General features: G+C 72.2%; 21 protein-coding genes. 15 read left to right on the top strand and 6 right to left on the bottom strand.

Translation table 11 applies throughout. The features are described 5' to 3' along the window. The first annotated feature begins 560 nt into the window (after nucleotides 1–560). Nucleotides 561–1,475 carry a hypothetical protein gene (locus OG899_RS05585; protein WP_229814453.1) on the top strand — a complete coding sequence of 305 codons (915 nt, stop codon included), beginning with the start codon at nucleotides 561–563 and terminating at the stop codon, nucleotides 1,473–1,475. Here OG899_RS05585 and OG899_RS05580 read toward each other — a convergent pair. Both OG899_RS05580 and OG899_RS05575 read right to left on the bottom strand, forming a co-directional pair. Further along, a complete protein-coding gene (locus tag OG899_RS05580; protein WP_356847229.1) occupies nucleotides 1,399–2,718 on the bottom strand; it encodes a D-arabinono-1,4-lactone oxidase in 1,320 nt (439 codons plus the stop codon). The two genes, OG899_RS05585 and OG899_RS05580, sit on opposite strands and share 77 nt — an antisense overlap. After that, complete coding sequence (locus OG899_RS05575; RefSeq protein WP_168130827.1) at nucleotides 2,678–3,916, bottom strand: MFS transporter; 1,239 nt, start codon at nucleotides 3,914–3,916, stop codon at nucleotides 2,678–2,680. Before OG899_RS05575 ends, OG899_RS05580 begins: the two co-directional genes overlap by 41 nt. A 125-nt stretch (nucleotides 3,917–4,041) precedes the next feature. On the opposite strand from OG899_RS05575, the gene OG899_RS05570 reads away from it, so the two are divergent. Then, on the top strand, nucleotides 4,042–5,169 hold the full coding sequence (locus OG899_RS05570) for a ferrochelatase (protein ID WP_125499100.1): 1,128 nt from the start codon (nucleotides 4,042–4,044) through the stop codon (nucleotides 5,167–5,169). 8 nt (nucleotides 5,170–5,177) lie between these two features. After that, nucleotides 5,178–5,984, top strand: a complete 807-nt coding sequence (locus tag OG899_RS05565; protein WP_125499101.1) for an inositol monophosphatase family protein — start codon at nucleotides 5,178–5,180, stop codon at nucleotides 5,982–5,984. An 85-nt stretch (nucleotides 5,985–6,069) separates the two neighbouring features. Here OG899_RS05565 and OG899_RS05560 read toward each other — a convergent pair whose 3' ends face one another. After that, complete coding sequence (locus tag OG899_RS05560; protein ID WP_168130828.1) at nucleotides 6,070–6,243, bottom strand: hypothetical protein; 174 nt, start codon at nucleotides 6,241–6,243, stop codon at nucleotides 6,070–6,072. A gap of 445 nt (nucleotides 6,244–6,688) precedes the next feature. On the opposite strand from OG899_RS05560, the gene OG899_RS05555 reads away from it, so the two are divergent. The 4 genes from OG899_RS05555 to OG899_RS05540 all read left to right on the top strand — a co-directional run bounded on the left by OG899_RS05555 (nucleotide 6,689) and on the right by OG899_RS05540 (nucleotide 10,310). Continuing rightward, a complete protein-coding gene (locus OG899_RS05555) occupies nucleotides 6,689–7,342 on the top strand; it encodes a response regulator transcription factor (protein WP_125499102.1) in 654 nt (217 codons plus the stop codon). Nucleotides 7,343–7,348: 6 nt separating this feature from the next. Further along, nucleotides 7,349–8,581, top strand: coding sequence for a HAMP domain-containing sensor histidine kinase (locus OG899_RS05550; protein ID WP_125499103.1), 1,233 nt, complete (start codon nucleotides 7,349–7,351; stop codon nucleotides 8,579–8,581). A gap of 402 nt (nucleotides 8,582–8,983) precedes the next feature. Further along, nucleotides 8,984–9,280 carry a DUF4193 domain-containing protein gene (locus tag OG899_RS05545; RefSeq protein WP_125499104.1) on the top strand — a complete coding sequence of 99 codons (297 nt, stop codon included), beginning with the start codon at nucleotides 8,984–8,986 and terminating at the stop codon, nucleotides 9,278–9,280. A gap of 13 nt (nucleotides 9,281–9,293) precedes the next feature. Then, nucleotides 9,294–10,310, top strand: coding sequence for a hypothetical protein (locus OG899_RS05540; protein ID WP_189343425.1), 1,017 nt, complete (start codon nucleotides 9,294–9,296; stop codon nucleotides 10,308–10,310). A 237-nt stretch (nucleotides 10,311–10,547) separates the two neighbouring features. Here the strand turns inward: OG899_RS05540 and OG899_RS05535 are convergent, their stop codons facing one another. After that, complete coding sequence (locus OG899_RS05535; RefSeq protein ID WP_125499105.1) at nucleotides 10,548–11,024, bottom strand: DUF3093 domain-containing protein; 477 nt, start codon at nucleotides 11,022–11,024, stop codon at nucleotides 10,548–10,550. A 58-nt stretch (nucleotides 11,025–11,082) separates the two neighbouring features. Here OG899_RS05535 and OG899_RS05530 point away from each other — a divergent pair, with 58 nt between their 5' ends. From OG899_RS05530 to OG899_RS05505, 6 genes are all read left to right on the top strand, one after another. Further along, nucleotides 11,083–11,667, top strand: coding sequence for a PaaI family thioesterase (locus OG899_RS05530; protein WP_125499106.1), 585 nt, complete (start codon nucleotides 11,083–11,085; stop codon nucleotides 11,665–11,667). Beyond that, a complete protein-coding gene (dut, locus tag OG899_RS05525) occupies nucleotides 11,664–12,227 on the top strand; it encodes a dUTP diphosphatase (protein ID WP_125499107.1) in 564 nt (187 codons plus the stop codon). The genes OG899_RS05530 and dut overlap by 4 nt, the downstream gene beginning before the upstream one ends. Nucleotide 12,228: 1 nt before the next feature. Next, nucleotides 12,229–12,987 (top strand): DUF3710 domain-containing protein, encoded by a 759-nt coding sequence (locus tag OG899_RS05520; protein ID WP_125499108.1) that lies wholly within the window; start codon nucleotides 12,229–12,231, stop codon nucleotides 12,985–12,987. Nucleotides 12,988–13,292: 305 nt separating this feature from the next. Then, entirely contained in the window at nucleotides 13,293–13,985 is a 693-nt protein-coding gene (locus tag OG899_RS05515; RefSeq protein ID WP_125499109.1) for an ABC transporter ATP-binding protein, read from the top strand. A gap of 126 nt (nucleotides 13,986–14,111) precedes the next feature. Continuing rightward, the gene (locus OG899_RS05510) at nucleotides 14,112–14,510 is read left to right on the top strand and encodes an OB-fold nucleic acid binding domain-containing protein (protein ID WP_125499110.1); all 399 of its coding nucleotides are present in this window, start codon (nucleotides 14,112–14,114) and stop codon (nucleotides 14,508–14,510) included. Between the two features lie 3 nt (nucleotides 14,511–14,513). Beyond that, on the top strand, nucleotides 14,514–15,269 hold the full coding sequence (locus OG899_RS05505) for a DUF3159 domain-containing protein (RefSeq protein ID WP_125499111.1): 756 nt from the start codon (nucleotides 14,514–14,516) through the stop codon (nucleotides 15,267–15,269). A 101-nt stretch (nucleotides 15,270–15,370) separates the two neighbouring features. Here OG899_RS05505 and OG899_RS05500 read toward each other — a convergent pair whose 3' ends face one another. Together OG899_RS05500 and OG899_RS05495 are read right to left on the bottom strand one after the other, a co-directional pair. Further along, entirely contained in the window at nucleotides 15,371–16,051 is a 681-nt protein-coding gene (locus tag OG899_RS05500) for a TrkA family potassium uptake protein (protein ID WP_125499112.1), read from the bottom strand. Then, nucleotides 16,051–16,722 carry a TrkA family potassium uptake protein gene (locus OG899_RS05495; protein ID WP_125499113.1) on the bottom strand — a complete coding sequence of 224 codons (672 nt, stop codon included), beginning with the start codon at nucleotides 16,720–16,722 and terminating at the stop codon, nucleotides 16,051–16,053. Before OG899_RS05495 ends, OG899_RS05500 begins: the two co-directional genes overlap by 1 nt. Nucleotides 16,723–17,211: 489 nt before the next feature. Here OG899_RS05495 and OG899_RS05490 point away from each other — a divergent pair, with 489 nt between their 5' ends. Both OG899_RS05490 and OG899_RS05485 read left to right on the top strand, forming a co-directional pair. Continuing rightward, nucleotides 17,212–19,263 (top strand): APC family permease, encoded by a 2,052-nt coding sequence (locus tag OG899_RS05490; RefSeq protein ID WP_168130833.1) that lies wholly within the window; start codon nucleotides 17,212–17,214, stop codon nucleotides 19,261–19,263. A 142-nt stretch (nucleotides 19,264–19,405) separates the two neighbouring features. After that, nucleotides 19,406–20,737, top strand: coding sequence for a class I SAM-dependent RNA methyltransferase (locus OG899_RS05485; RefSeq protein WP_168130834.1), 1,332 nt, complete (start codon nucleotides 19,406–19,408; stop codon nucleotides 20,735–20,737). The last annotated feature ends 7 nt before the right edge of the window (nucleotides 20,738–20,744 follow it).

Raw genomic sequence — 20,744 nt, 5'->3', positions numbered from 1 at the left:
TGCCGACGTCACGTGCGTCGCTGCTTCCGCTCTGTCGAGTGTGGCCTGCCCGGGTGCAGCCTGCCACAACCTTGCCGAGTTGCCCGGCGTGTCGGGCGTGGGCCCTGGATCGCCGTTATGGCACGGTTACCTGTTTACCACGCTCAGTGACCGCAGTCGTCACCCTGTGCAACCATCCCCTCCCGGCGGTCCAGCAGGGCCCGTCCACCCAGGCGGGAGACCGGGCCCAGGGTTCGCAACAGTACTCCATTTGGGCCACGTGCGTGGATTGGCACGCCGCCCAACTTCTGGCAAGGGGTGGGAGTTGGCCGTCCCTGACCCCTTTTTTCGATCATCAACGTGGCGTACTTCACGGAATCGCCAGAAATGGAACCAACGGTTTCGTCCGTACGTCCCTTTCTCGCGCAGTCGGGCGAAGAGGTCCCGAAGATCACGGCGACGACCGGAAGGTCACCTTCACGGCCGGATGGCGCAGAACCCACCCGAAAGGTGATCTCGACCTGAAGGAGGCTATCGTCCGACAGTCACCCGAATGGATGAGAGGCAGGAAAGATCCGGTCATGCGTGCAAGGCCCGATACCGGCGAGGCGCCGCGCACGGGGCAGGAGGCGGAGCGGCAGACGTCCAGGCGCCGCATCGATCTGAGCGTGCCCCAGGTCGCGGGCAGTGCCCTGGCGGCGGTCGTGGCCGCCAAGCTGGCCTCGTACTTCGGCGTCTACGGCACGATCCTGGGCGCCGGTGTCGTCAGCGTGATCGCCACCTGTGGCGGTCCGGTCTTCCAGCACTTCTTCCGCCGCACCGGGGAGCAGCTGCGCACCGTGACCTCGGCGCGGCCCGCCGTCGCCCCCTCTCCCCGGGGTGCCACGGGCCGCCGCCCGGGCGCGTCCACCCGGGCGAACCGCGTCGGTGCGGCCCCGGAGGACGGGACCGCACCGATACCGGGCGGATACTCGCAAGGCACCGTCTACCGGGCGCGCCGGCGTGGCTGGAAACGGCCGGCCGTCGCGGCCCTGCTGGTGTTCGTGGTCACCATGGGCGGCATCACCGTCTACGAACTGGTCTCCGGCGACAGCATCAGCGGCGGCCGCGGCACCACCGTCGGCAACGCCGTCACCGGACACCACTCCTCCCGCACGCCGCCCCGGGACGGCACTCCGCGTCCGTCGGACACCCGCACGACCGCGCCCGGCACGGGCGGGACGGCCACCCCGGGCGGCGGCACCGGCACCGGCGCGACGCCGGGCGCGGAGCAGGGCGGTGGTACGACGGCCCCGTCCACGACCGTCCCCGGTGACGGTGCCGCGAGCGGCGGCACCCCGGGTGCGGACGGCAGCGGTTCCGGCTCCGGCGACGGCTCCGGAACGGAGTCCACGGCGCCGTCGCCCGAGGCGTCGTCCGCTACGCGCCCAGGACCCTCCGCAGATAGTCGTTCTGGAAACGGCGCTCAGGATCCAGCCGGTCCCGCAGCGCCGTGAACTCGGTGAACCGCGGATACACCCCGGCGAGGTACTCCGCGTCCCGGGTGTGGATCTTCCCCCAGTGCGGGCGGCCCTCGTGCGCGGTGAAGATGCGCTCCGCGGCCGTGAAGTAGCGGTGGTAGGGGGTGCCGCGGAACATGTGGACGGCGACGTAGGCGCTGTCGCGGCCGGAGGCGGTGGACAGGGGGATGTCGTCCGCGGGCGCGGTGCGCACCTCCACCGGGAAGCTCACCCGCAGCCCGGAGCGGTCGACCGTCGCCTTCAGCTCGCGCAGCACCTCGCGCAGGGCCGCCCGCGGGATCGCGTACTCCATCTCCACGAACCGCACCCGGCGCGGAGAGGTGAAGACCTTGTAAGGAATGTCGGTGTAGGTGCGGGCGGACAGGGCACGGCTGGCGATCCGGGCGATCGCCGGGACCGTGGCGGGCACCGCGCGGCCCACCCGGTTGACCACCTCGAACACGCCGTTGGACAGGAACTCGTCCTCGAGGAAACCGGCCCACCGGCCCACCGGGGCCTTCGGGCCGGCGCTGCGGTTGTTGCGCTTGGTGTTGGTGTTGCCGGTGTGCGGGAACCAGTAGAACTCGAAGTGCTCGTTCTCCGCCCACAGCTCGTCGAACTCGGCGAGCACCCGCTCCAGCGGCATCGGCTCCTCGCGGGCGGTGAGCAGGAACAGCGGCTCCACGGCGAAGGTGACCGCGGTGACGATGCCGAGCGCGCCCAGGCCGATGCGGGCCGCGGCGAAGACGTCCGGGTTCTCGGTCGCGGAGCAGGTCAGCACCGAGCCGTCCGCGGTGACCAGCTCGAGCCCCTTGACCTGGGCGGCGATCGAGCCGGAGTCGCGGCCGGTGCCGTGGGTGCCGGTGCTGATCGCCCCGGACACCGTCTGCTCCATGATGTCGCCCATGTTCGTCAGGGACAGACCCGCGCGGGCCAGGGCCGCGTTGAGCACCTTCAGCGGGGTGCCCGCCGCCACGGTGACGGTCATGGCGGAGCGGTCGATGTCGCGGATGCCGGTCAGCATATCGGGGCGTATGAGCACGCCGTCCGTGGCGGCGATCGAGGTGAAGGAGTGCCCCGTGCCGACGGCCTTCACCCGCAGTCCGTCCTGTGCCGCCCGGCGGACCTGGTCGGCGAGTTCCTCCACCGAGGCCGGCCTGACCTGTCGTGCGGGGCGTGCGCTCACGTTGCCGCCCCAGTTACGCCACGTGCCGTTGTTCCCGCTCGCTGTGCTGCCCAACGGTGCCTCCCCGACGCGGCGCCGGCCTGCTGAGCCGGCGGTACCCGAGGAAACCGACCACGGCCGCGACCGCCCCGGCGACCGCCGGGACCCCGTACCCGGCCCGTGCGCCGGCCGCGTCGATCACCGACCCGGCCACCGACGAGCCGAGCGCCACCCCGACCGCGAGTCCCGTGCTCACCCAGGTCATGCCCTCGGTCAGGTACGCGCGTGGTACGTGCTCCTCGACGAGGGCCATCGTCGTGATCATGGTGGGTGCGACGGACAGGCCCGCGACGAACAGCGCCACGGCCAGAAACGGCAGGTTTCCGACCAGTAGGAGGGGGATCATACTCACGGCCATCGCACACACGCCCACGAGCCAGCGACGCGCGGGCGTCCCGGAGGGCGGCAGCAGCCCGAAGAGGATGCCGGCGGTGCACGACCCCGTGGCGTACAGGGCGAGGACGACGCTCGCGGCGCCCTTGTGGCCGCGCTCCTCGGCGAAGGCCACCGTCACCACGTCCACCGCGCCGAAGATCGCCCCGGTGGCCACGAAGGTCGTCACCAGCACCTGCAGCCCGCGCGAGCGCAGGGCCGACCCGCCGCCGCGGTGCTGCCGCGGATGCGGCTCGGGCTCGGTGGCGCGCTGCGCGGTCAGCCAGAACACACCGACGGCCAGGAAGCACGCGGCCAGCAGGGGGCCGGCCTCGGGGAACCAGACCGTGGACAGGCCGATGGAGACGATCGGCCCGAAGATGAAGCACACCTCGTCCACCACCGACTCGAACGAGTAGGCGGTGTGCAGCAGCGGGGTGCCGCGGTACAGGGCCGCCCAGCGGGCCCGGACCATCGCGCCCAGCGAGGGCACCGAGCCGATCCCGGCGGCGCACACGAACAGCACCCAGTCCGGCCCGCGGAGGTACGCGGTCAGGAGCAGGCCCGCCGCGGCGGTCAGGGCGACCAGGGTGGCCGGGCGCAGCACCCGGCGCTGCCCGTACTGGTCGACCAGCCGGGATATCTGCGGGCCCAGCACGGCCGCGGCCAGCGCGATGGTCGCCGACAGGGCGCCCGCCAGCCCGTACCGACCGGTGAGCTGGGAGATCATCGTCACCACGCCGATGCCCATCATCGACAGCGGCATCCGGCCGAGGAACCCCGCGGCGGAGAAGCCCTTGGAGCCGGGGGCGGCGAACAGGGCGCGATAAGGGGTGGGCACAGACTCTCCGGGCATCCGGTAAGGCGCTAACAGGGCCGATACAGCTTACGGTCCGCCGGGGGCCTCCGGTACGTCCGAGGCGGGTCGGGCTCTCGCCTTCCGGGGCAGGGTGGCAGGATCGAGACATGCCAGACGTGCTCGATGTCTCCCCGTACGATGCCCTGCTCCTGCTCTCCTTCGGCGGCCCGGAGGGGCCCGACGACGTGGTCCCGTTCCTGGAGAACGTGACCCGCGGGCGCGGCATTCCGAAGGAACGCCTGAAGGAGGTCGGACAGCACTACTTCCTGTTCGGCGGGGTCAGCCCGATCAACGCACAGAACCGTGCCCTGCTGGACGCCCTGCGCAAGGACTTCGCCGAGCACGGCCTGAATCTGCCGGTCTACTGGGGCAACCGCAACTGGGCCCCGTACCTCACCGACACCCTGCGGGAGATGGTCCGCGACGGCCGGCGCCGCATCCTGGTCCTGGCCACCAGCGCCTACGCCTCCTACTCGGGCTGCCGCCAGTACCGGGAGAACCTCGCCGACGCCCTCGCCACGCTCGAGGCCGAGGGGCTCGAGCTGCCGCGGATCGACAAGCTCCGCCACTACTTCAACCACCCCGGCTTCGTCGAGCCCATGATCGACGGGGTGATCGCCGCCCTCGAGGACCTGCCGGCCGACGTCCGCGACGGCGCGCACATCGCCTTCACCACCCACTCCATCCCGACCTCGGCCGCCGACACCTCCGGCCCCGTCGAGCAGCACGGCGACGGCGGCGCCTACGTCCGCCAGCACCTGGACGTCGCCCGGCTGATCGCGGACGCGGTCCGGGAGCGCACCGGGGTCGAGCACCCCTGGCAGCTCGTCTACCAGTCCCGCTCCGGCGCCCCGCACATCCCGTGGCTGGAGCCCGACATCTGCGACCACCTCGAGGAGCGGCACGCCGCCGGTGTGCCCGCGGTGGTCATGGCGCCCATCGGATTCGTCTCCGACCACATGGAGGTCCTCTACGACCTCGACACGGAGGCCAAGGCCAAGGCCGAGGAGCTGGGGCTGCCGGTGCGCCGTTCGGCGACCGTCGGCGACGACCCGCGGTTCGCCGCCGCGATCCGCGACCTGGTCGTGGAGCGCGCCGCCGTCGAACGCGGCGAGCAGGTCACGCCGTGCGCCCTGGGTGCCCTGGGCGCGAGCCACCACGTGTGCCCGGTCGGCTGCTGCCCGGCCCGCACCCCCCGTCCCGCCGCCGCGGGCGCCGACAGCCCCTACGCGTGAGGAGTCCCGTGACCGACGCTCTGCACACCGAACTGCTCCAGCTCGCCCTGCAGGCCGCCCGCCGGGCCGGGGATCTGCTGCGTGACGGCCGCCCCGCCGACCTCGCGGTGGCCGCCACCAAGTCCAGCCCGGTCGACGTCGTCACCGAGATGGACCTGGCCGCCGAGAAGGCGATCACCGACCTGATCGCCGAGCGCCGCCCCGAGGACGGCTTCCTCGGGGAGGAGGGCGCCTCCACCGAGGGCACCAGCGGCATCCGCTGGGTGATCGACCCGCTCGACGGCACGGTGAACTACCTGTACGGGCTGCCGACCTGGGCCGTGTCCATCGCCGCCGAGCAGGACGGCGAGGCCGTCGTCGGTGTCGTGGCCGCCCCGATGCGCGGCGAGGTCTTCCACGCGGTGCGCGGGCGCGGCGCCTGGGCCACCGGCGCGTGGGCCGGTGAGCGCAAGCTGACCTGCCGTCCCACCGCGCCGCTGGACCAGGCCCTGATCGCCACCGGGTTCAACTACGTGACCGAGGTCCGCACGCAGCAGGCCGAGGTCGCCCGCCGGCTGCTGCCGCTGGTGCGGGACATACGGCGCGGCGGCTCGGCCGCGATCGAGCTGTGCGACGTGGCCGCGGGCCGTCTCGACGGCTACTACGAGCGCGGCCTGAACCCGTGGGACTACGCCGCGGGCGACCTGATCGCCCGCGAGGCCGGCGCTCGCACCGGCGGACGGTCCGGCAGGCCGGTCTCGGGCGACCTGCTGATCGCCGCCACCCCCGGCGTCTTCGACCCCCTCCAGCAGCTCCTGGAGGACTTCGGGGCGTGACCCGGCGGCCCCCGCCGCCCGAACGTCTCCGACACGCGCACGGCCCCGGCAGCAGCCGCTGCCGGGGCCGTGCGCGTGCGCCGGGTCAGACGGTGGAGGCGTGGACCTCCACACCGTGCTCGGCGGCGAGGCGGCGAAGGTCGTCGAGCTCGCCGAGCTGAGCCTCGACGAGGAAGTCGTCGCCTTCGGCCCTGGCCCGCGTCAGGTCGGACTCGGTCGCCCTTATACGCTGCAGAAGTCCTGCGGTGAAAGCGTCCATGCTGCGCCCCCTCGTCCTTGGTCGTGGGTGGGTGGCACGGGGTGTGCCCTTCGGAAGGGACGATCACGTCTCCGATGGGTGCCCAGCCGCTGCCCGGGCCGGGCGGCGACGGTGCCGGACACCACGCCCGCTCTGCGGAGCCGGTCGCGGGGTACCGCATGGTCGTGCGGCACATGCAGAGCGTGATCGCGGGGTGTAACCCCCGTCCTCCCCACAGTCCCCGGCGGGGAAACCTCCCGGGCAGGCAAAGATTCGGCATAGGCGCGCCGGGCCCGCGGCCGCCGCGGCGCCGGCCCGTCCCGCCCGGCCGCCCGCAGGCGCTGCCACCTGCTCTTACTGCCGACTTACGGCGGAAAAGGGCAGGATGGAAGGCACACCCCAGCAGACCCCCTGCCCGCGTGCGCCCCGGGCGCCGCGCGAGGACGGACACAGGAAGGACTTGGACGTGCGCGTACTCGTCGTCGAGGACGAGCAGCTGCTCGCCGATGCGGTGGCCACCGGACTGCGCCGGGAGGCCATGGCCGTCGACGTCGTGTACGACGGTGCGGGCGCCCTGGAACGCATCGGCGTCAACGACTACGACGTGGTCGTTCTCGACCGCGACCTGCCGCTGGTGCACGGCGACGACGTCTGCCGCAAGATCGTCGAACTCGGCCTCGCGACCCGCGTGCTGATGCTCACGGCCTCCGGCGACGTCAGCGACCGTGTCGAAGGACTGGAGATAGGCGCCGACGACTATCTGCCCAAGCCGTTCGCGTTCAGTGAGCTGATCGCCCGGGTGCGGGCCCTGGGGCGGCGCACCAGCGTGCCGCTGCCGCCCGTGCTGGAACGCGCCGGGATCAGGCTCGACCCCAACCGCCGTGAGGTCTTCCGCGACGGCCGGGAGGTGCAGCTGGCGCCGAAGGAGTTCGCCGTGCTGGAGGTCCTCATGCGCAGCGAGGGTGCCGTGGTCTCCGCCGAGCAGCTGCTGGAGAAGGCGTGGGACGAGAACACGGACCCGTTCACCAACGTGGTGCGGGTCACCGTGATGACCCTGCGCCGCAAGCTGGGCGAACCCCCGGTGATCGTGACCGTGCCCGGCTCCGGCTACCGGATCTGATGCCCTGTGACCACCACTCCCGCGCCGCCTCAGGCGCCCCCGAAGCCCACCTGGGACCCACGCCGCCCGGAACCGCCCTTCCCGTGGCTGCGGCCGACCATCCGGATACGGCTGACCCTGCTGTACGGCGGGATGTTCCTGATCGCGGGCGTCCTGCTGCTGTCGATCATCTATCTGCTGGCCGCGCAGGCGCTGAACGCCGGCAGCGACCTGCCCTTCAAGATCGTCGAGGGCAAGGTCACCAGCACCATCTGCAACCTGCCGGACCAGGCGTCGCCCAGTGAGTTCAACAGCGCCATGAACGCCTGTGTGAACCAGCAGCGCCAGCACGCCCTGGACGACCTGCTGAGCCGTTCGCTGCTGGCCCTGCTCGGCCTGGCCGTGATCGCCTTCGCGTTCGGCTACGCGATGGCCGGCCGGGTGCTGTCGCCGCTGGGCCGGATCACCCGCACCGCCCGCGCGGTGGCCGGCTCCGACCTGTCGCGGCGGATCGAGCTGGACGGGCCGGACGACGAGCTGAAGGAGCTGGCCGACACCTTCGACGAGATGCTGGAGCGGCTGCAGCGGGCGTTCACCGCCCAGCAGCGTTTCGTCGGCAACGCCTCGCACGAGCTGCGCACCCCGCTGGCGATCAACCGGACGCTGCTGGAGGTGCACCTGTCCGATCCGAACGCGCCGGTGGAGCTGCAGCAGCTCGGCAAGACGCTGCTGGCCACCAACGAGCGCAGCGAGCAGCTCGTCGAGGGTCTGCTGCTGCTCGCCCGCAGCGAGAACCAGATCGTCGAGCGCAAGCCCGTCGACCTGGCCGAGGTCGCCGGACAGGCCCTCGACCAGGTGCACGCGGAGGCGGAGGCCAAGGGCGTCACGATCCGCGGCACACGCAAGCCGGCCGTCGTGCAGGGCAACGGCGTGCTGCTGGAGCGGATCGCGCTGAACCTGGTGCAGAACGCGGTGCGCTACAACGTGCCCGAGGAAGGCTGGGTGGAGGTCACGACAGACGTCCAGCACGGCCAGGCGGTCCTGGTGGTCACCAACACCGGGCCGGTGGTGCCGGCGTACGAGATCGACAACCTCTTCGAGCCGTTCCGGCGGCTGCGCACCGAGCGCACCGGCAGCGACAAGGGGGTCGGCCTGGGCCTGTCCATCGCGCGCTCGGTGGCCCGGGCGCACGGCGGGCACATCACGGCCCAGCCGCGTGAGGGCGGGGGCTTGGTGATGCGTGTCACCCTGCCCTTGTGACCCCCGCCCCCGGCCCGTGCCCGCTACGACGGAATGTTCGCTGTGCGCGGAATTTCGCGCGGCGTGTCGCGGTCGGATTCTGTGGGATCGATCACATGCGCGGATTTCTGGTCATACACACAGCGTGACCACAAGGCGCCGGAAAAGTCGTGGAAGTCCGGGTTTTCAGGTGTCGATATCACGGGAAGTACACGGGCAGACCGCTTTGAAATGCGGCGTTCGATCCGTGTACGGTCCCCGTCGCCATCCGAGCCGATCACTCTTGAGGAGTCGGGTTGGGTGTCGATTGAGTAACAGACCTTGATGTGAGGCAAAATCTCCGCCTCGGGTCGGGCACAAGTCCGGCCTCTCACGCGTTACGTGCGCTGGAGATACCGCAGACACCCAGAGGGGGAGAGCGACATGGCAACCGACTACGACACTCCACGCAAGACCGACGACGACGTCGACTCGGACAGCCTTGAGGAGCTGAAGGCCCGCCGCAACGACAAGGCGGCCTCCTCGGTGGACGTCGACGAGTTCGAAGCCGCCGAGGGCCTGGAACTGCCCGGCGCCGACCTGTCCAACGAGGAACTGGCCGTCCGGGTACTGCCCAAGCAGCAGGACGAGTTCACCTGCATGAGCTGCTTCCTGGTGCACCACCGCAGTCAGCTGGCCCGGGAGAAGAACGGCCAGCCGATCTGCCGCGACTGCGACTGAGGCAGGGTCGGCCGTGACCGGCTCGACCCCTCCTTGGAAGCGCCGCTTCCCGCGCAGGGGAGCGGACCCGGAGTCGCTCGACGGCTCTCACGGCGCGCGTGACCGCAAGCGGGGCCCGTCCCGGCCGTCCGACAGGACGGATGCGACAGCAGCACCGGGACAGGCCCCGCTCGACCAGCGGCCCGAAGACGGTGAAGCGGCTGCCCCGGCGGTGCGGCCCGCATCCGCGGCCCGGCGCCGGGCGGCAGCGATCCGCGGCCGCGCCGCACAGGGCACCCGTGGCGGCGTCCGGCGCACCGGAAACCGGGCCAGAGCCGCCCTGGGCCACCTCACCGACCGGATCATCGACATCGCGCCGAGGATTCCCGTACGGGACCTCGCCACGCTCCGCCGGCAGTTCCCCGGCCTCGGTCCGGAGGAGATCGCGGACAAGCTGGTCGCGGGCGCGGTCGCCGGTACGGCCACGGTCGGAGCGGGCGTCGGCGCCGCCGCGATGCTGCCCGTACCGCCCGCGATGCCGGCCGAACTCGCCGCCGAGATCACCGGTGTCGCGGCCATCGAGCTGAAGCTGATCGCCGAGCTGCACGAGGTCTACGGCGTACGGCCCCCGGGCCGCCGGGCGGCCCGCACCGCCGCGTATCTGTCCGCCTGGTCCGGGGAGCGTGGCATCGACGTGCTCAAGCCGTCGACGCTCGACTCCGCCTTCGGCGGACAGCTCAAACGCCGGCTGCGCCAGCAGATCATGAAGCGCGTGCTGCGGGACCTGCCGCACCTGATGCCGTTCCTGGTGGGCGCCGCCGTCGGCGCCGCCGTCAACCGGCGCGACACCAAGAAGCTCGCCGCACGCGTCCGCGAGGACCTGCGGAAGATCCAGGTGCCCTGGGATCAGCTGGAGCAGCTGCCCGCCCTCGAGAAACCCGAGAAGCCGCTGCCGTTGCCGGAGACACCGGAGACGGACACCGGCGACGGTCCCCGTGACGACGGTCCCCGTGACGGCGGTCCCGACGACGACGGCCCTCGCGCACGCTGACCGGCCCGCCGCGAACGCCGACCGGCCGGCCGGGGCCTACCTCGGTCGTCCCGGGCCACGGCCCGCATACCGGCGCTGCCCGGCCACTGTCGCAGCGCTCGGCCCGTACCACTGGGCCCCGTACCGCTCCGTTCGGTCACGCGCCCCCGCACGCACCCGGGCGCCGCGCCCCCGCCGCGGGCGCTCTCACCCCGCCGGGGCGCCGCTCATGCCGTCCCGCGCCCTCAGGGCGCCGACTCACGCGGCTCCGGAGGCCGCCGCCGTGCGGGCCGCCTCCAGCGCCTCCCGCAGCGCCTGCGGGTGGCGCGTCGACAGATACAGATAGGGCGTCGGGTCCTCCGGGTCGGTCACCTCCACCCGCAGCGCCGTGGGGATGTAGGCCCGCAGCAGCATGAAAGCGCGGGTGTCCGCCTTGTAGGTGCGCCAGGCCCGCGCCTCCTCCGGGTCCAGGACCTCCGCCCGGCCCAGCGCCGTGACCGGCACCTTCGCCTCTCCCGCGACCAGGAAACCGCCCACGACCCGGATCCGCACCGAGCCGTAGGAACTGGCCACGACGGCCGCGACCGCGGTGCCGCCCACCAGGCCGCCGAGCATCGGCAGGACCCCGAAGGGCAGCAGGATCAGGGCGCACGAGACACCGATCAGGAAGCTGATCAGCCACCAGGAGCGGGGCACGGTGAGCCGTTCTTCGTACGGCTGGGCGGGAAGCTGCATACAGCTAGCTTGGCACGGGCGCATGCACACCCCCGCGTCGCGGGTAAGGTCTGCGCCTGTGAGTGGTGTTTCCGCAAGCCTTCAGCCCCCCGCCGACGCCGTCCCGCCGGTGCGGCACCCCGATGCGCCCGCGCCCGGCGAACTCCTGGGCGCGCACTACGGCGCGTGCTTCGGGTGCGGTGACGATCAGCCGCACGGCCTGCATCTGCAAGCGCGGGCCGGGCAGGGTGTGAGCATCACCGCCGAGTTCACCGTGCAGCCCGCCCATCAGGGCGCCCCCGGCCTCGCCCACGGCGGTGTCCTTGCCACGGCGCTGGACGAGACCCTGGGCTCGCTGAACTGGCTGCTGCGGACCATCGCCGTCACCGGACGGCTGGAGACCGACTTCCTGCAGCCGGTGCCGGTGGGGGCGACCCTGTATCTGGAGGCCGAGGTGAAGGCCGTGGCCGGCCGGAAGATCTACTCCACGGCCACCGGCCGGATAGGCGGCCCCGACGGCCCGGTCGCCGTCCGCGCGGACGCTCTGTTCATCGAGGTCAAGGTCGATCACTTCGTCGAGCACGGCCGCGAGGAGGAGATCCAGGCCGCCATGCAGGACCCGGACCAGGTCCGCCGCGTCCGCGCCTTCGAGGTGAACCCGTGAGTACGCCCGCCGGCCGTGAACCCCTCGAGGTGCTGATCCGGCGCATCGACCCCGACGTGCCGCTCCCCGAGTACGCACACCCCGGCGACGCGGGCGCCGACCTGCGCACCACCGTCGCCTGCGAGCTGGGCCCCGGGGAGCGGGCCGTTCTGCCCACCGGCGTGTCTGTAGCGCTCCCGGAGGGGTATGCGGCCTTCGTGCACCCACGGTCCGGGCTCGCCGCCCGGTGCGGTGTCGCCCTGGTGAATGCCCCGGGGACGATCGATGCCGGGTACCGTGGAGAGATCAAGGTGATCGTGGTGAATCTCGACCCGCGCGAATCCGTGCGGTTCGAGCGCTTCGACCGGATTGCCCAACTGGTCGTCCAGCAGGTCGAGAGGGTCCGCTTCCGGCAGGTGGCGGAACTTCCCGGCTCGGCGCGGGCCGAGGGGGGCTTCGGGTCCACCGGGGGCCACGCCGCGGTGGACGGCGGGAGCGGCACGGACGGTCGTGCCGCGGACAGCGGCACGACGGGTGGGTATCGATACGCTTCGGTCGTATCCGACCGGGAAGGACAGTGACGTGTTCGGACGTCGCAAGAAGAAGGGTGCCGCCGAGAACGCGGCCGGCGAGGCCGAGCAGGTCGTCGACAGCGTCGACACCGAGGCGGACGACGAGGAGGAGCGCGAGCGGATCAGGCTCGCGCCCGGTCCCCGGCCCGACGGGCCCTGGGACGTGTCCGAGGTGCGTGAGCCCGGCGAGGGCCGGGTCGACCTGGGGGGTCTGTTCGTACCGGGCGTCGACGGCATGGAGCTGCGGGTGGAGGTCGCGGGCGACGCGATCGTCGCCGCCACCGTCGTCCTGGGCGACAGCGCGATCCAGCTGCAGGCCTTCGCCGCACCCAAGAACGAGGGCATCTGGGGCGAGGTCCGCGAGGAGATCGCGGCCGGTGTCACCCAGCAGGGCGGCATCGTGGACGAGGTGGAGGGCCCGCTGGGCTGGGAGCTGCGCGCCCAGGTCCCGGTGCAGCTGCCGGACGGCACCGGCGGCTTCCAGGTCGTGCGCTTCGTCGGCGTGGACGGCCCGCGCTGGTTCCTGCGCGGTGTGATCTCCGGGCAGGGCGCGGTGCAGCCGCAGGCGGCCGGACTGCTGGAGCAGATCTTCCGGGACACGGTCGTGGTCCGCGGCAGCGGCCCGATGGCGCCCCGCGACCCGATCGTCCTCAAGCTGCCCAACGACGCCCAGATGGTGCCCGAGGGCATGCAGCAGGAGGGCCAGTCCCGGTTCGCCGGCGGCCTGGGCCAGCTGCAGCGAGGACCGGAGATCACCGAGGTCCACTAGAGCGCCGGAGGTTCACCGGGACGCGCGCATCGCCGGCACGAAGCACGGCACTGCCGAGCCGGTCGCGGCAGGCAGCCGAGGGGCCGCACCCGTCCAGGGGGAGCGGCCTCTTCCGCTGTCCGGGCATGTTCGCGTCACCACCCGCCACAGCGGGGAACCGGGCGACGGATCGCGACGAACGGGACATCGCCGCGAACAGGGGATCGCCGCGAGCGGGGAATCGCACCGGCGGGGCCATTGAAGCGGACGGGGGCGGTCGTGATACTGGCGCACAGTCCACGGGGGAGTACAGCGGGGAGGGGCCCATGAGCCGGATCGCGACCGACACGATGGTGCGCGTGGAGGACGTCCACAAGTCCTACGGACAGGGCGCCGCCGCGGTGCACGCCCTGCGCGGGGTGTCCTTCGAGGTGCCGCGCGGCGAGCTGGTCGCCGTCAAGGGCCGCTCCGGATCGGGCAAGACCACGCTGCTCAACATCGTCGGCGGCCTCGACGAGCCGGACCGGGGCCGCGTCCACGTGGACGGCAGGGAGCTGTCGGACCTCGGCGAGGACGAGCTGCTCGCACTGCGCCGGGACCGCATCGGGTTCGTCTTCCAGTCCTTCGGCCTCATCCCCGTCCTCACGGCCGCGGAGAACGTCGGCGTGCCGCTGCGGCTGCGCCGCGCCGACCCGCGGGAACGCGAGGAACGCGTGGAGCTGCTGCTGTCCCTGGTGGGCCTCGCCGCCCACGCCCGGCAGCGGCCCGGCGAGCTGTCCGGCGGGCAGCAGCAGCGCGTCGCCATCGCCCGTGCCCTCGCCAACGACCCGGCGCTGCTGATCGCCGACGAGCCGACCGGCCAGCTGGACGCGGAGACCGGCCTGGCCGTGATGGAGCTGCTGCGCGCCGTCGTCCACAGCCGGCAGGTGACCGCCCTGGTCGCCACGCACGACGCGACCCTGCTGGACCTCGCCGACCGGGTCCTGGAGCTGCGCGACGGCGAGATCGTCGAACACTGACCGCCCGCCGCCGGCAACCCGCGGACGCATGCGGCACGCAACGCGGCCGCCACGGCGGGGCGCAACGCCGGCCCGATCCGCGAGCGCGGTTACGTCACCGTCGGTGGCCACGGGTACGCTGCAGATATGAGTGCTGCCCCTCGTTCCGGCAAGCCGGCGGGACGTCTGAGGCGCATGCTCGACCGGCTCTCCTCGTCACAGGAAGACCTGGAGTCCGAGGAGCTGCGCGAGGACGCCGCGCTCACCGGCTGCACGCGGATCGGTGACTGCCAGGATCGGCAGATCGTCACGGTAACTGGTACCTTGCGCACGGTCACCCTGCGGCCGCGTGCCGGTGTGCCCGCCCTGGAGGCCGAACTGTTCGACGGCACGGCCGAACTGGACGTGGTGTGGCTCGGCAGGCGCTCCATCGTCGGGATCGAACCGGGGCGCAAGCTGATCGCATCGGGCCGGATCTCGATGAGCCGGGGCCGCCGGGTGCTGTTCAACCCGAAATACGAACTGCGACCCCTCGGACGGGAGTAGCCCGTGACGTCACTCGACAAGCCGACCGAAGAGACGACCGCCGACGACGGGGCCAAGGCGGTGACGGAGGCCGCGCTTCTCGAGGCGTTCGGCGGGGTGCGGGGCATGGTCGAGACGGTGCTGCCCGGCCTGCTGTTCGTCACCATCTTCACGATCAACAAGGACCTGCACTGGTCGGCGATCGCCGCCCTGGCCGTCGCCCTGGTGCTGGTCGCGGTCCGGCTGATCATGCGGGACACCGTCAAGCACGCCTTCAGCGGCGTCTTCGGTGTGGCCTTCGGCGTGGTCTTCGCGATGATGACCGGCAACGCCAAGGACTTCTACCTGCCGGGCATGCTCTACACCCTCGGGCTGGGCCTCGCCTACATCGTCACCACGCTCGCGGGGGTCCCGCTGATCGGGCTCATCCTGGGCCCGGTGTTCAAGGAGAACCTCTCCTGGCGCACCCGCAACCCGGGCCGCAAGAAGGCCTACGCCAAGGCCAGCTGGGCCTGGGGTCTGATCCTGCTCGCCAAGTGCGCGATCCTCTTCCCGCTGTACTGGTGGGCGGACACCACGCAGCTCGGCTGGGTCCTGGTCGCGCTGAAGATCCCGCCGTTCCTGCTGGCGGTCTGGCTGACCTGGGTGTTCCTGGCGAAGGCGCCCGCGCCCATCGACGTCTTCGCGGAGATGGAGGCGCAGGAGCAGGCCGAGCGGGAGAAGGCGGCCGCCGCCGACGCGGCCGACAGGACCCCGGGCCGCCACCGTCGCGAGACCTGACCGGCGGCCGGCGCCCGTCGGCCGTCCGGCACCAGGAGACGAGCGGGACGGCACCCGGCGACCGCGGCAGGGTGCCGCGCCCCTCGGCCCGACGGCGGGCGTCAGCGCCTGGTGTCGTCCTCGCGGCGCACCGACAGCAGGTCCGCCAGCTGCTGCTCCCGGGCCTGCGCGGCCACGAACAGCAGCTCGTCGCCCGCCTCCAGGGAGTCCTCCCGGGACGGCGTGAGCACCCGGGTGCCCCGGATGATGGTGACCAGCGAGGTGTCGTCCGGCCACGACACGTCCCCGACCCGGGTGCCGGCCAGCGGCGACTCCTCCGGCAGGGTCAGCTCCACCAGGTTGGCGTCACCGTGGCTGAAGCGCAGCAGGCGCACCAGGTCGCCGACGCTGACCGCCTCCTCCACCAGGGCCGACATCAGCCGCGGCGTGGACACCGCGACGTCCACGCCCCACGCCTCGTTGAACAGCCACTCGTTCTTCGGGTTGTTCACCCGGGCCACGACCCGCGGAACGGCGTACTCCGTCTTCGCCAGCAGGGAGACGACCAGGTTCACCTTGTCGTCGCCCGTCGCCGCGATGACGACGTTGCAGCGCTGCAGGGCCGCCTCGTCGAGCGAGGTGATCTCGCAGGCGTCGGCCAGCAGCCACTCGGCCCGCGGAACACGCTCGACCGAGATCGCGGTCGGCGCCTTGTCGATGAGAAGGACCTCGTGGCCGTTCTCCAGCAGTTCACCGGCGATCGAACGGCCGACCGCTCCGGCACCGGCAATGGCGACCCTCATCAGCGACCGCTCTCCTCTTCGGGGCCCTCGGCGAACGCCGCTTCGACCTTCTCCACGTCGTCCGTCCGCATCATCACGTGCACGAGGTCGCCCTCCTGCAGCACCGTCTGCGAGGTCGGCAGGATCGCCTCGCCGAGGCGGGTCAGGAACGCCACCCGGACGCCCGTCTCCTCCTGCAGCTTGCTGATCTTGTGGCCGATCCACTTCGGCGAGGTGTGCACCTCGGCGAGCTGGACCCCGCCGGTGGGGTCGCGCCACAGCGGCTCCGCACCCGACGGCAGCAGCCGGCGCAGCATCTGGTCGGCCGTCCACCGGACCGTGGCCACGGTCGGGATGCCCAGGCGCTGGTAGACCTCGGCACGGCGCGGGTCGTAGATCCGGGCCGCGACGTTCTCCACACCGAACATCTCCCGCGCCACCCGGGCGGAGATGATGTTGGAGTTGTCGCCGCTGGAGACGGCCGCGAACGCACCCGCCTCCTCGATGCCCGCCTCGCGCAGGGTGTCCTGGTCGAAGCCGATCCCGGTGACCCGACGGCCGCCGAAACCGGGGCCCAGGCGGCGGAAGGCGGTGGGGTCCTGGTCGATCACGGCGACCGTGTGCCCCTGCTGCTCCAGGGTCTGAGCGAGAGCGGAACCCACTCTCCCGCAGCCCATGATGACGATGTGCACGACCGTCCTTCCGATGTCAACAGCTACTGCTCAGCCCCATCAGGGTCTCAGACAGAGGGACAAGCTACACATGCCCCGTCCGGGCCGGGCACCCCCCTGCCGTATCCCGACGCACCACCGCCCACCCGGGCGCGAACGGCCGCCCGCGCGCCGGAGAGCAGGCCCGCCGAAGGTGATCCCCGACACGCCGCACAGGGTCCGCGCTCCCCGGCGAAACGGCGCGGCGGCGGCGCCGGACAGTAGCGCGACCGGGGCACCAGGACCCCTCGAAAGGCCGGTGCACCCATGAACGCGCACACGAACACACCACGGAGGCGGACGCCCGGCGGAGGACGCCTCCGCGGACGCGGGCATGGACGCCCCGGAAACACCGGCACACCCGCGACGTCCTCGCTGTCCACGGCGCCCGGAGGGCCCCGATCCACCCGTGAGACAGATCTCCTGCGGCGTGTGGAGGGCCCTCAGCTCGAGCGCTTACGATGCCATGTTGTGTCCAAACTGACCGACGTGCCCAAACGGATTCTGATCGGGCGCGCACTGCGCAGCGACCGGCTGGGGGAGACCCTGCTGCCGAAGCGCATCGCACTCCCTGTCTTCGCCTCCGACCCGCTGTCCTCCGTGGCGTACGCGCCCGGAGAGATCCTGCTGGTGCTGTCCGTCGCGGGCGTGTCGGCGTACCACTTCAGTCCCTGGATCGCCCTCGCGGTGGTCGTGCTGATGTCCACGGTGGTGGCCTCCTACCGCCAGACCGTGCACGCCTATCCCGGCGGCGGCGGCGACTACGAGGTCGCGACGACCAACCTCGGCGCCAGGGCCGGGCTGACCGTGGCCAGCGCACTGCTGGTCGACTACGTCATGACGGTCGCCGTGTCGATCTCCTCCGGCATCGAGAACCTCGGCTCCGCCGTCCCGTTCGTCGTCGAGCACAAGGTGCTGTGCGCGGTGCTGGTCATCGTGCTGCTCACCCTGATGAACCTGCGCGGCGTGAAGGAGTCGGGCACGCTCTTCGCGATCCCGACGTACGTGTTCGTCGCCGGTGTGTGCCTGATGATCCTGTGGGGCGCGTTCCGGGGCCTGGTCCTCGGCGAGACGATGCGTGCGCCCACGGCCGACTACCACATCAAGGCCGAGCACCAGGGTCTCGCCGGCCTCGCGCTGGTCTTCCTCCTGCTGCGTGCCTTCTCCTCCGGCTGCGCCGCGCTCACCGGCGTCGAGGCGATCTCCAACGGCGTCCCGGCCTTCCGCAAACCGAAGTCGAAGAACGCGGCGACCACGCTGACCCTGATGGGCCTGCTGGCCGTGATCATGTTCTGCGGCATCATCGTGCTGGCCACGGTCACCAAGGTCCGCATGGCCGAGAACCCGGCCACCGACCTGCTGCGCGGCGGTGTCCCGCTGGGCCCCGACTATGTGCAGAACCCGGTGATCTCCCAGGTCGCCGAGGCCGTCTTCGGCAAGGGCAGCGTCCTGTTCGTCGTGCTCGCCGCGGCCACCGCCCTGGTGCTGTTCCTCGCCGCGAACACCGCCTACAACGGCTTCCCGCTGCTCGGCTCCATCCTCGCCCAGGACCGCTACCTGCCCCGCCAGCTGCACACCCGCGGCGACCGCCTCGCCTTCTCCAACGGCATCGTGCTGCTGGCCGGCGCCGCGACCCTGCTGACCGTCGTCTACGGCGCCGACTCCACCCGGCTGATCCAGCTGTACATCGTCGGCGTGTTCGTGTCGTTCACCCTCAGCCAGATCGGCATGGTCCGGCACTGGAACCGCCACCTGGCCACCGAGAGGGACCCGGCCGCCCGGCGCCACATGATCCGCTCGCGGGCCATCAACGCCTTCGGCGCCTGCCTGACCGGCCTGGTGCTGGTCGTCGTGCTGCTCACCAAGTTCACCCACGGCGCCTGGGTGGCCCTGCTGGGCATGTGCATCTTCTTCGCGACGATGACCGCGATCCGACGGCACTACGACCGCGTCTCCGAGGAGATCGCCGCCCCGGAGGGCCCGAGCGAGGACACCGTCCGTCCCTCCCGCGTCCACTCCGTCGTCCTCGTCTCCAAGATCCACCGCCCCACCCTGCGCGCGCTGACCTACGCCAAGCTGATGCGCTCCGACACCCTGGAGGCGGTCACCGTCAGCGTCGACCCGGCGGAGAGCAGAGCACTGTGCGAGGAGTGGCAGCGCCGCGGGATCGACGTGCCGCTGAAGGTCCTCGACTCGCCCTACCGCGAGGTGACGCGCCCGGTCATCGAATACGTCAAGAGCCTGCGCCGCCAGTCCCCGCGCGACATCGTCTCGGTGATCATCCCCGAGTACGTCGTCGGCCACTGGTACGAGCACCTGCTGCACAACCAGAGCGCGCTGCGCCTCAAGGGCCGCCTGCTGTTCACCCCCGGCGTCATGGTCACCTCCGTGCCCTACCAGCTGGCCTCCTCCGCGGCGGCCGGCGCCCGGGCCCGCCGGCGCCAGGAATGGAACGCGCCGGGCTCGGTGCGGCGCGGCCCCGCCCAGGTGCGGCCGAAGGGGCCCACGGCACCGAAGTCCTGACGACCGTCCCCGCAACTCCGGCGTCCCGCCCCTCGTGGCGAAAGGCCGCACGCCACCCCCGTAGACTGGTGGGCTGTCGTCCGGCCTTCCCGGAACCTGACCGTCCCCTTCTCTTCCCCGTCTCGATCTGGAGCAGCTCACCATGCAGGCAGAACCCAACAAGTCGCTGGTGGGCCAGGAGTACGAGGTCGAGATCGGCCCCGTCGCCCACGGCGGCCACTGCGTCGCCCGCACCGACGGCGGCCAGGTGCTGTTCGTCCGGCACGCCCTGCCCGGCGAGCGGGTCGTGGCACGCGTCACGGAGGGCGAGGAGGGCGCCCGCTTCCTGCGCGCCGACGCCGTGGAGATCCTCCAGGCGTCCAAGGACCGCATCGAGGCACCCTGCCCGTACGCCGGCCCCGGCCGCTGCGGCGGCTGCGACTGGCAGCACGTCAAACCGGGCGCCCAGCGCCGCCTCAAGGCCGAGGTGATCGCCGAACAGCTGAAGCGGCTCGCCGGCCTCACCCCCGAGGAGGCCGGCTGGGACGGCACCGTGATGCCCGCCGAGGGCGACAAGCTGCCCGCCGGCCAGGTCCCGCGGTGGCGCACCCGCGTCCAGTACGCCGTCGACCCGGCCACCGGCAAGGCGGGCCTGCGCCGCCACCGCTCCCACGAGGTCGAACCGGTCGACGACTGCCTCATCGCCGCCGAGGGCATCCACGAACTGGGCATCGAGCGCCGCGACTGGACCGGCATGCAGTCCGTGGAGGCCATCGCCGCCACCGGCTCCCAGGACCGCCAAGTCGTCCTCACCCCCCGCCCGGGCGCCCGCCTGCCCCTGGTGGACCTCGACCGTCCGGTCTCCGTGCTCCGGGTCGACGAGAACACCGGCAGCGTCCACCGCGTCCACGGGCGCCCCTTCGTCCGCGAACGCGCCGACGGCCGCACCCACCGTGTCTCGGGCGGCGGCTTCTGGCAGGTCCACCCCAAGGCCGCCGACACCCTGGTCACCGCCGTCATGCAGGGCCTGCTGCCCCGCAAGGGCGACATGGCCCTGGACCTGTACTGCGGTGTGGGCCTCTTCGCCGGTGCCCTCGCCGACCGGGTCGGCGACAAGGGCGCCGTCCTCGGCATCGAGTCCGGCAAGCGCGCGGTGGCCGACGCCCGCCACAACCTCGCCGGCTTCCCCCGCGTCCGTATCGAACACGGCAAGGTCGACTCCGTCCTGCCGCGCACCGGCATCACCGAGGCCGACCTCATCGTCCTCGACCCGCCCCGCTCCGGCGCCGGCCGCTCCACCGTGGCCCACCTGACCACCCTGGGCGCCCGTCGCATCGCCTACGTCGCCTGCGACCCGGCCGCCCTGGCCCGCGACCTGGCCTACTTCCGCGACGGCGGCTACCGGGTCCGCACCCTGCGGGCGTTCGACCTGTTCCCGATGACGCACCACGTGGAGTGCGTGGCGATCCTGGAGCCGGCCGGGAAGGGCGCCTGACCCGCGG

Origin of the sequence: Streptomyces thermoviolaceus, from assembly GCF_045209695.1 — a bacterium.
In the GTDB taxonomy this organism is placed as follows: Bacteria; Actinomycetota; Actinomycetes; order Streptomycetales; family Streptomycetaceae; genus Streptomyces; species Streptomyces thermoviolaceus.
Note: the sequence above shows the minus strand (reverse complement) of the source record. Positions and strands in the feature narration are given on the sequence as shown.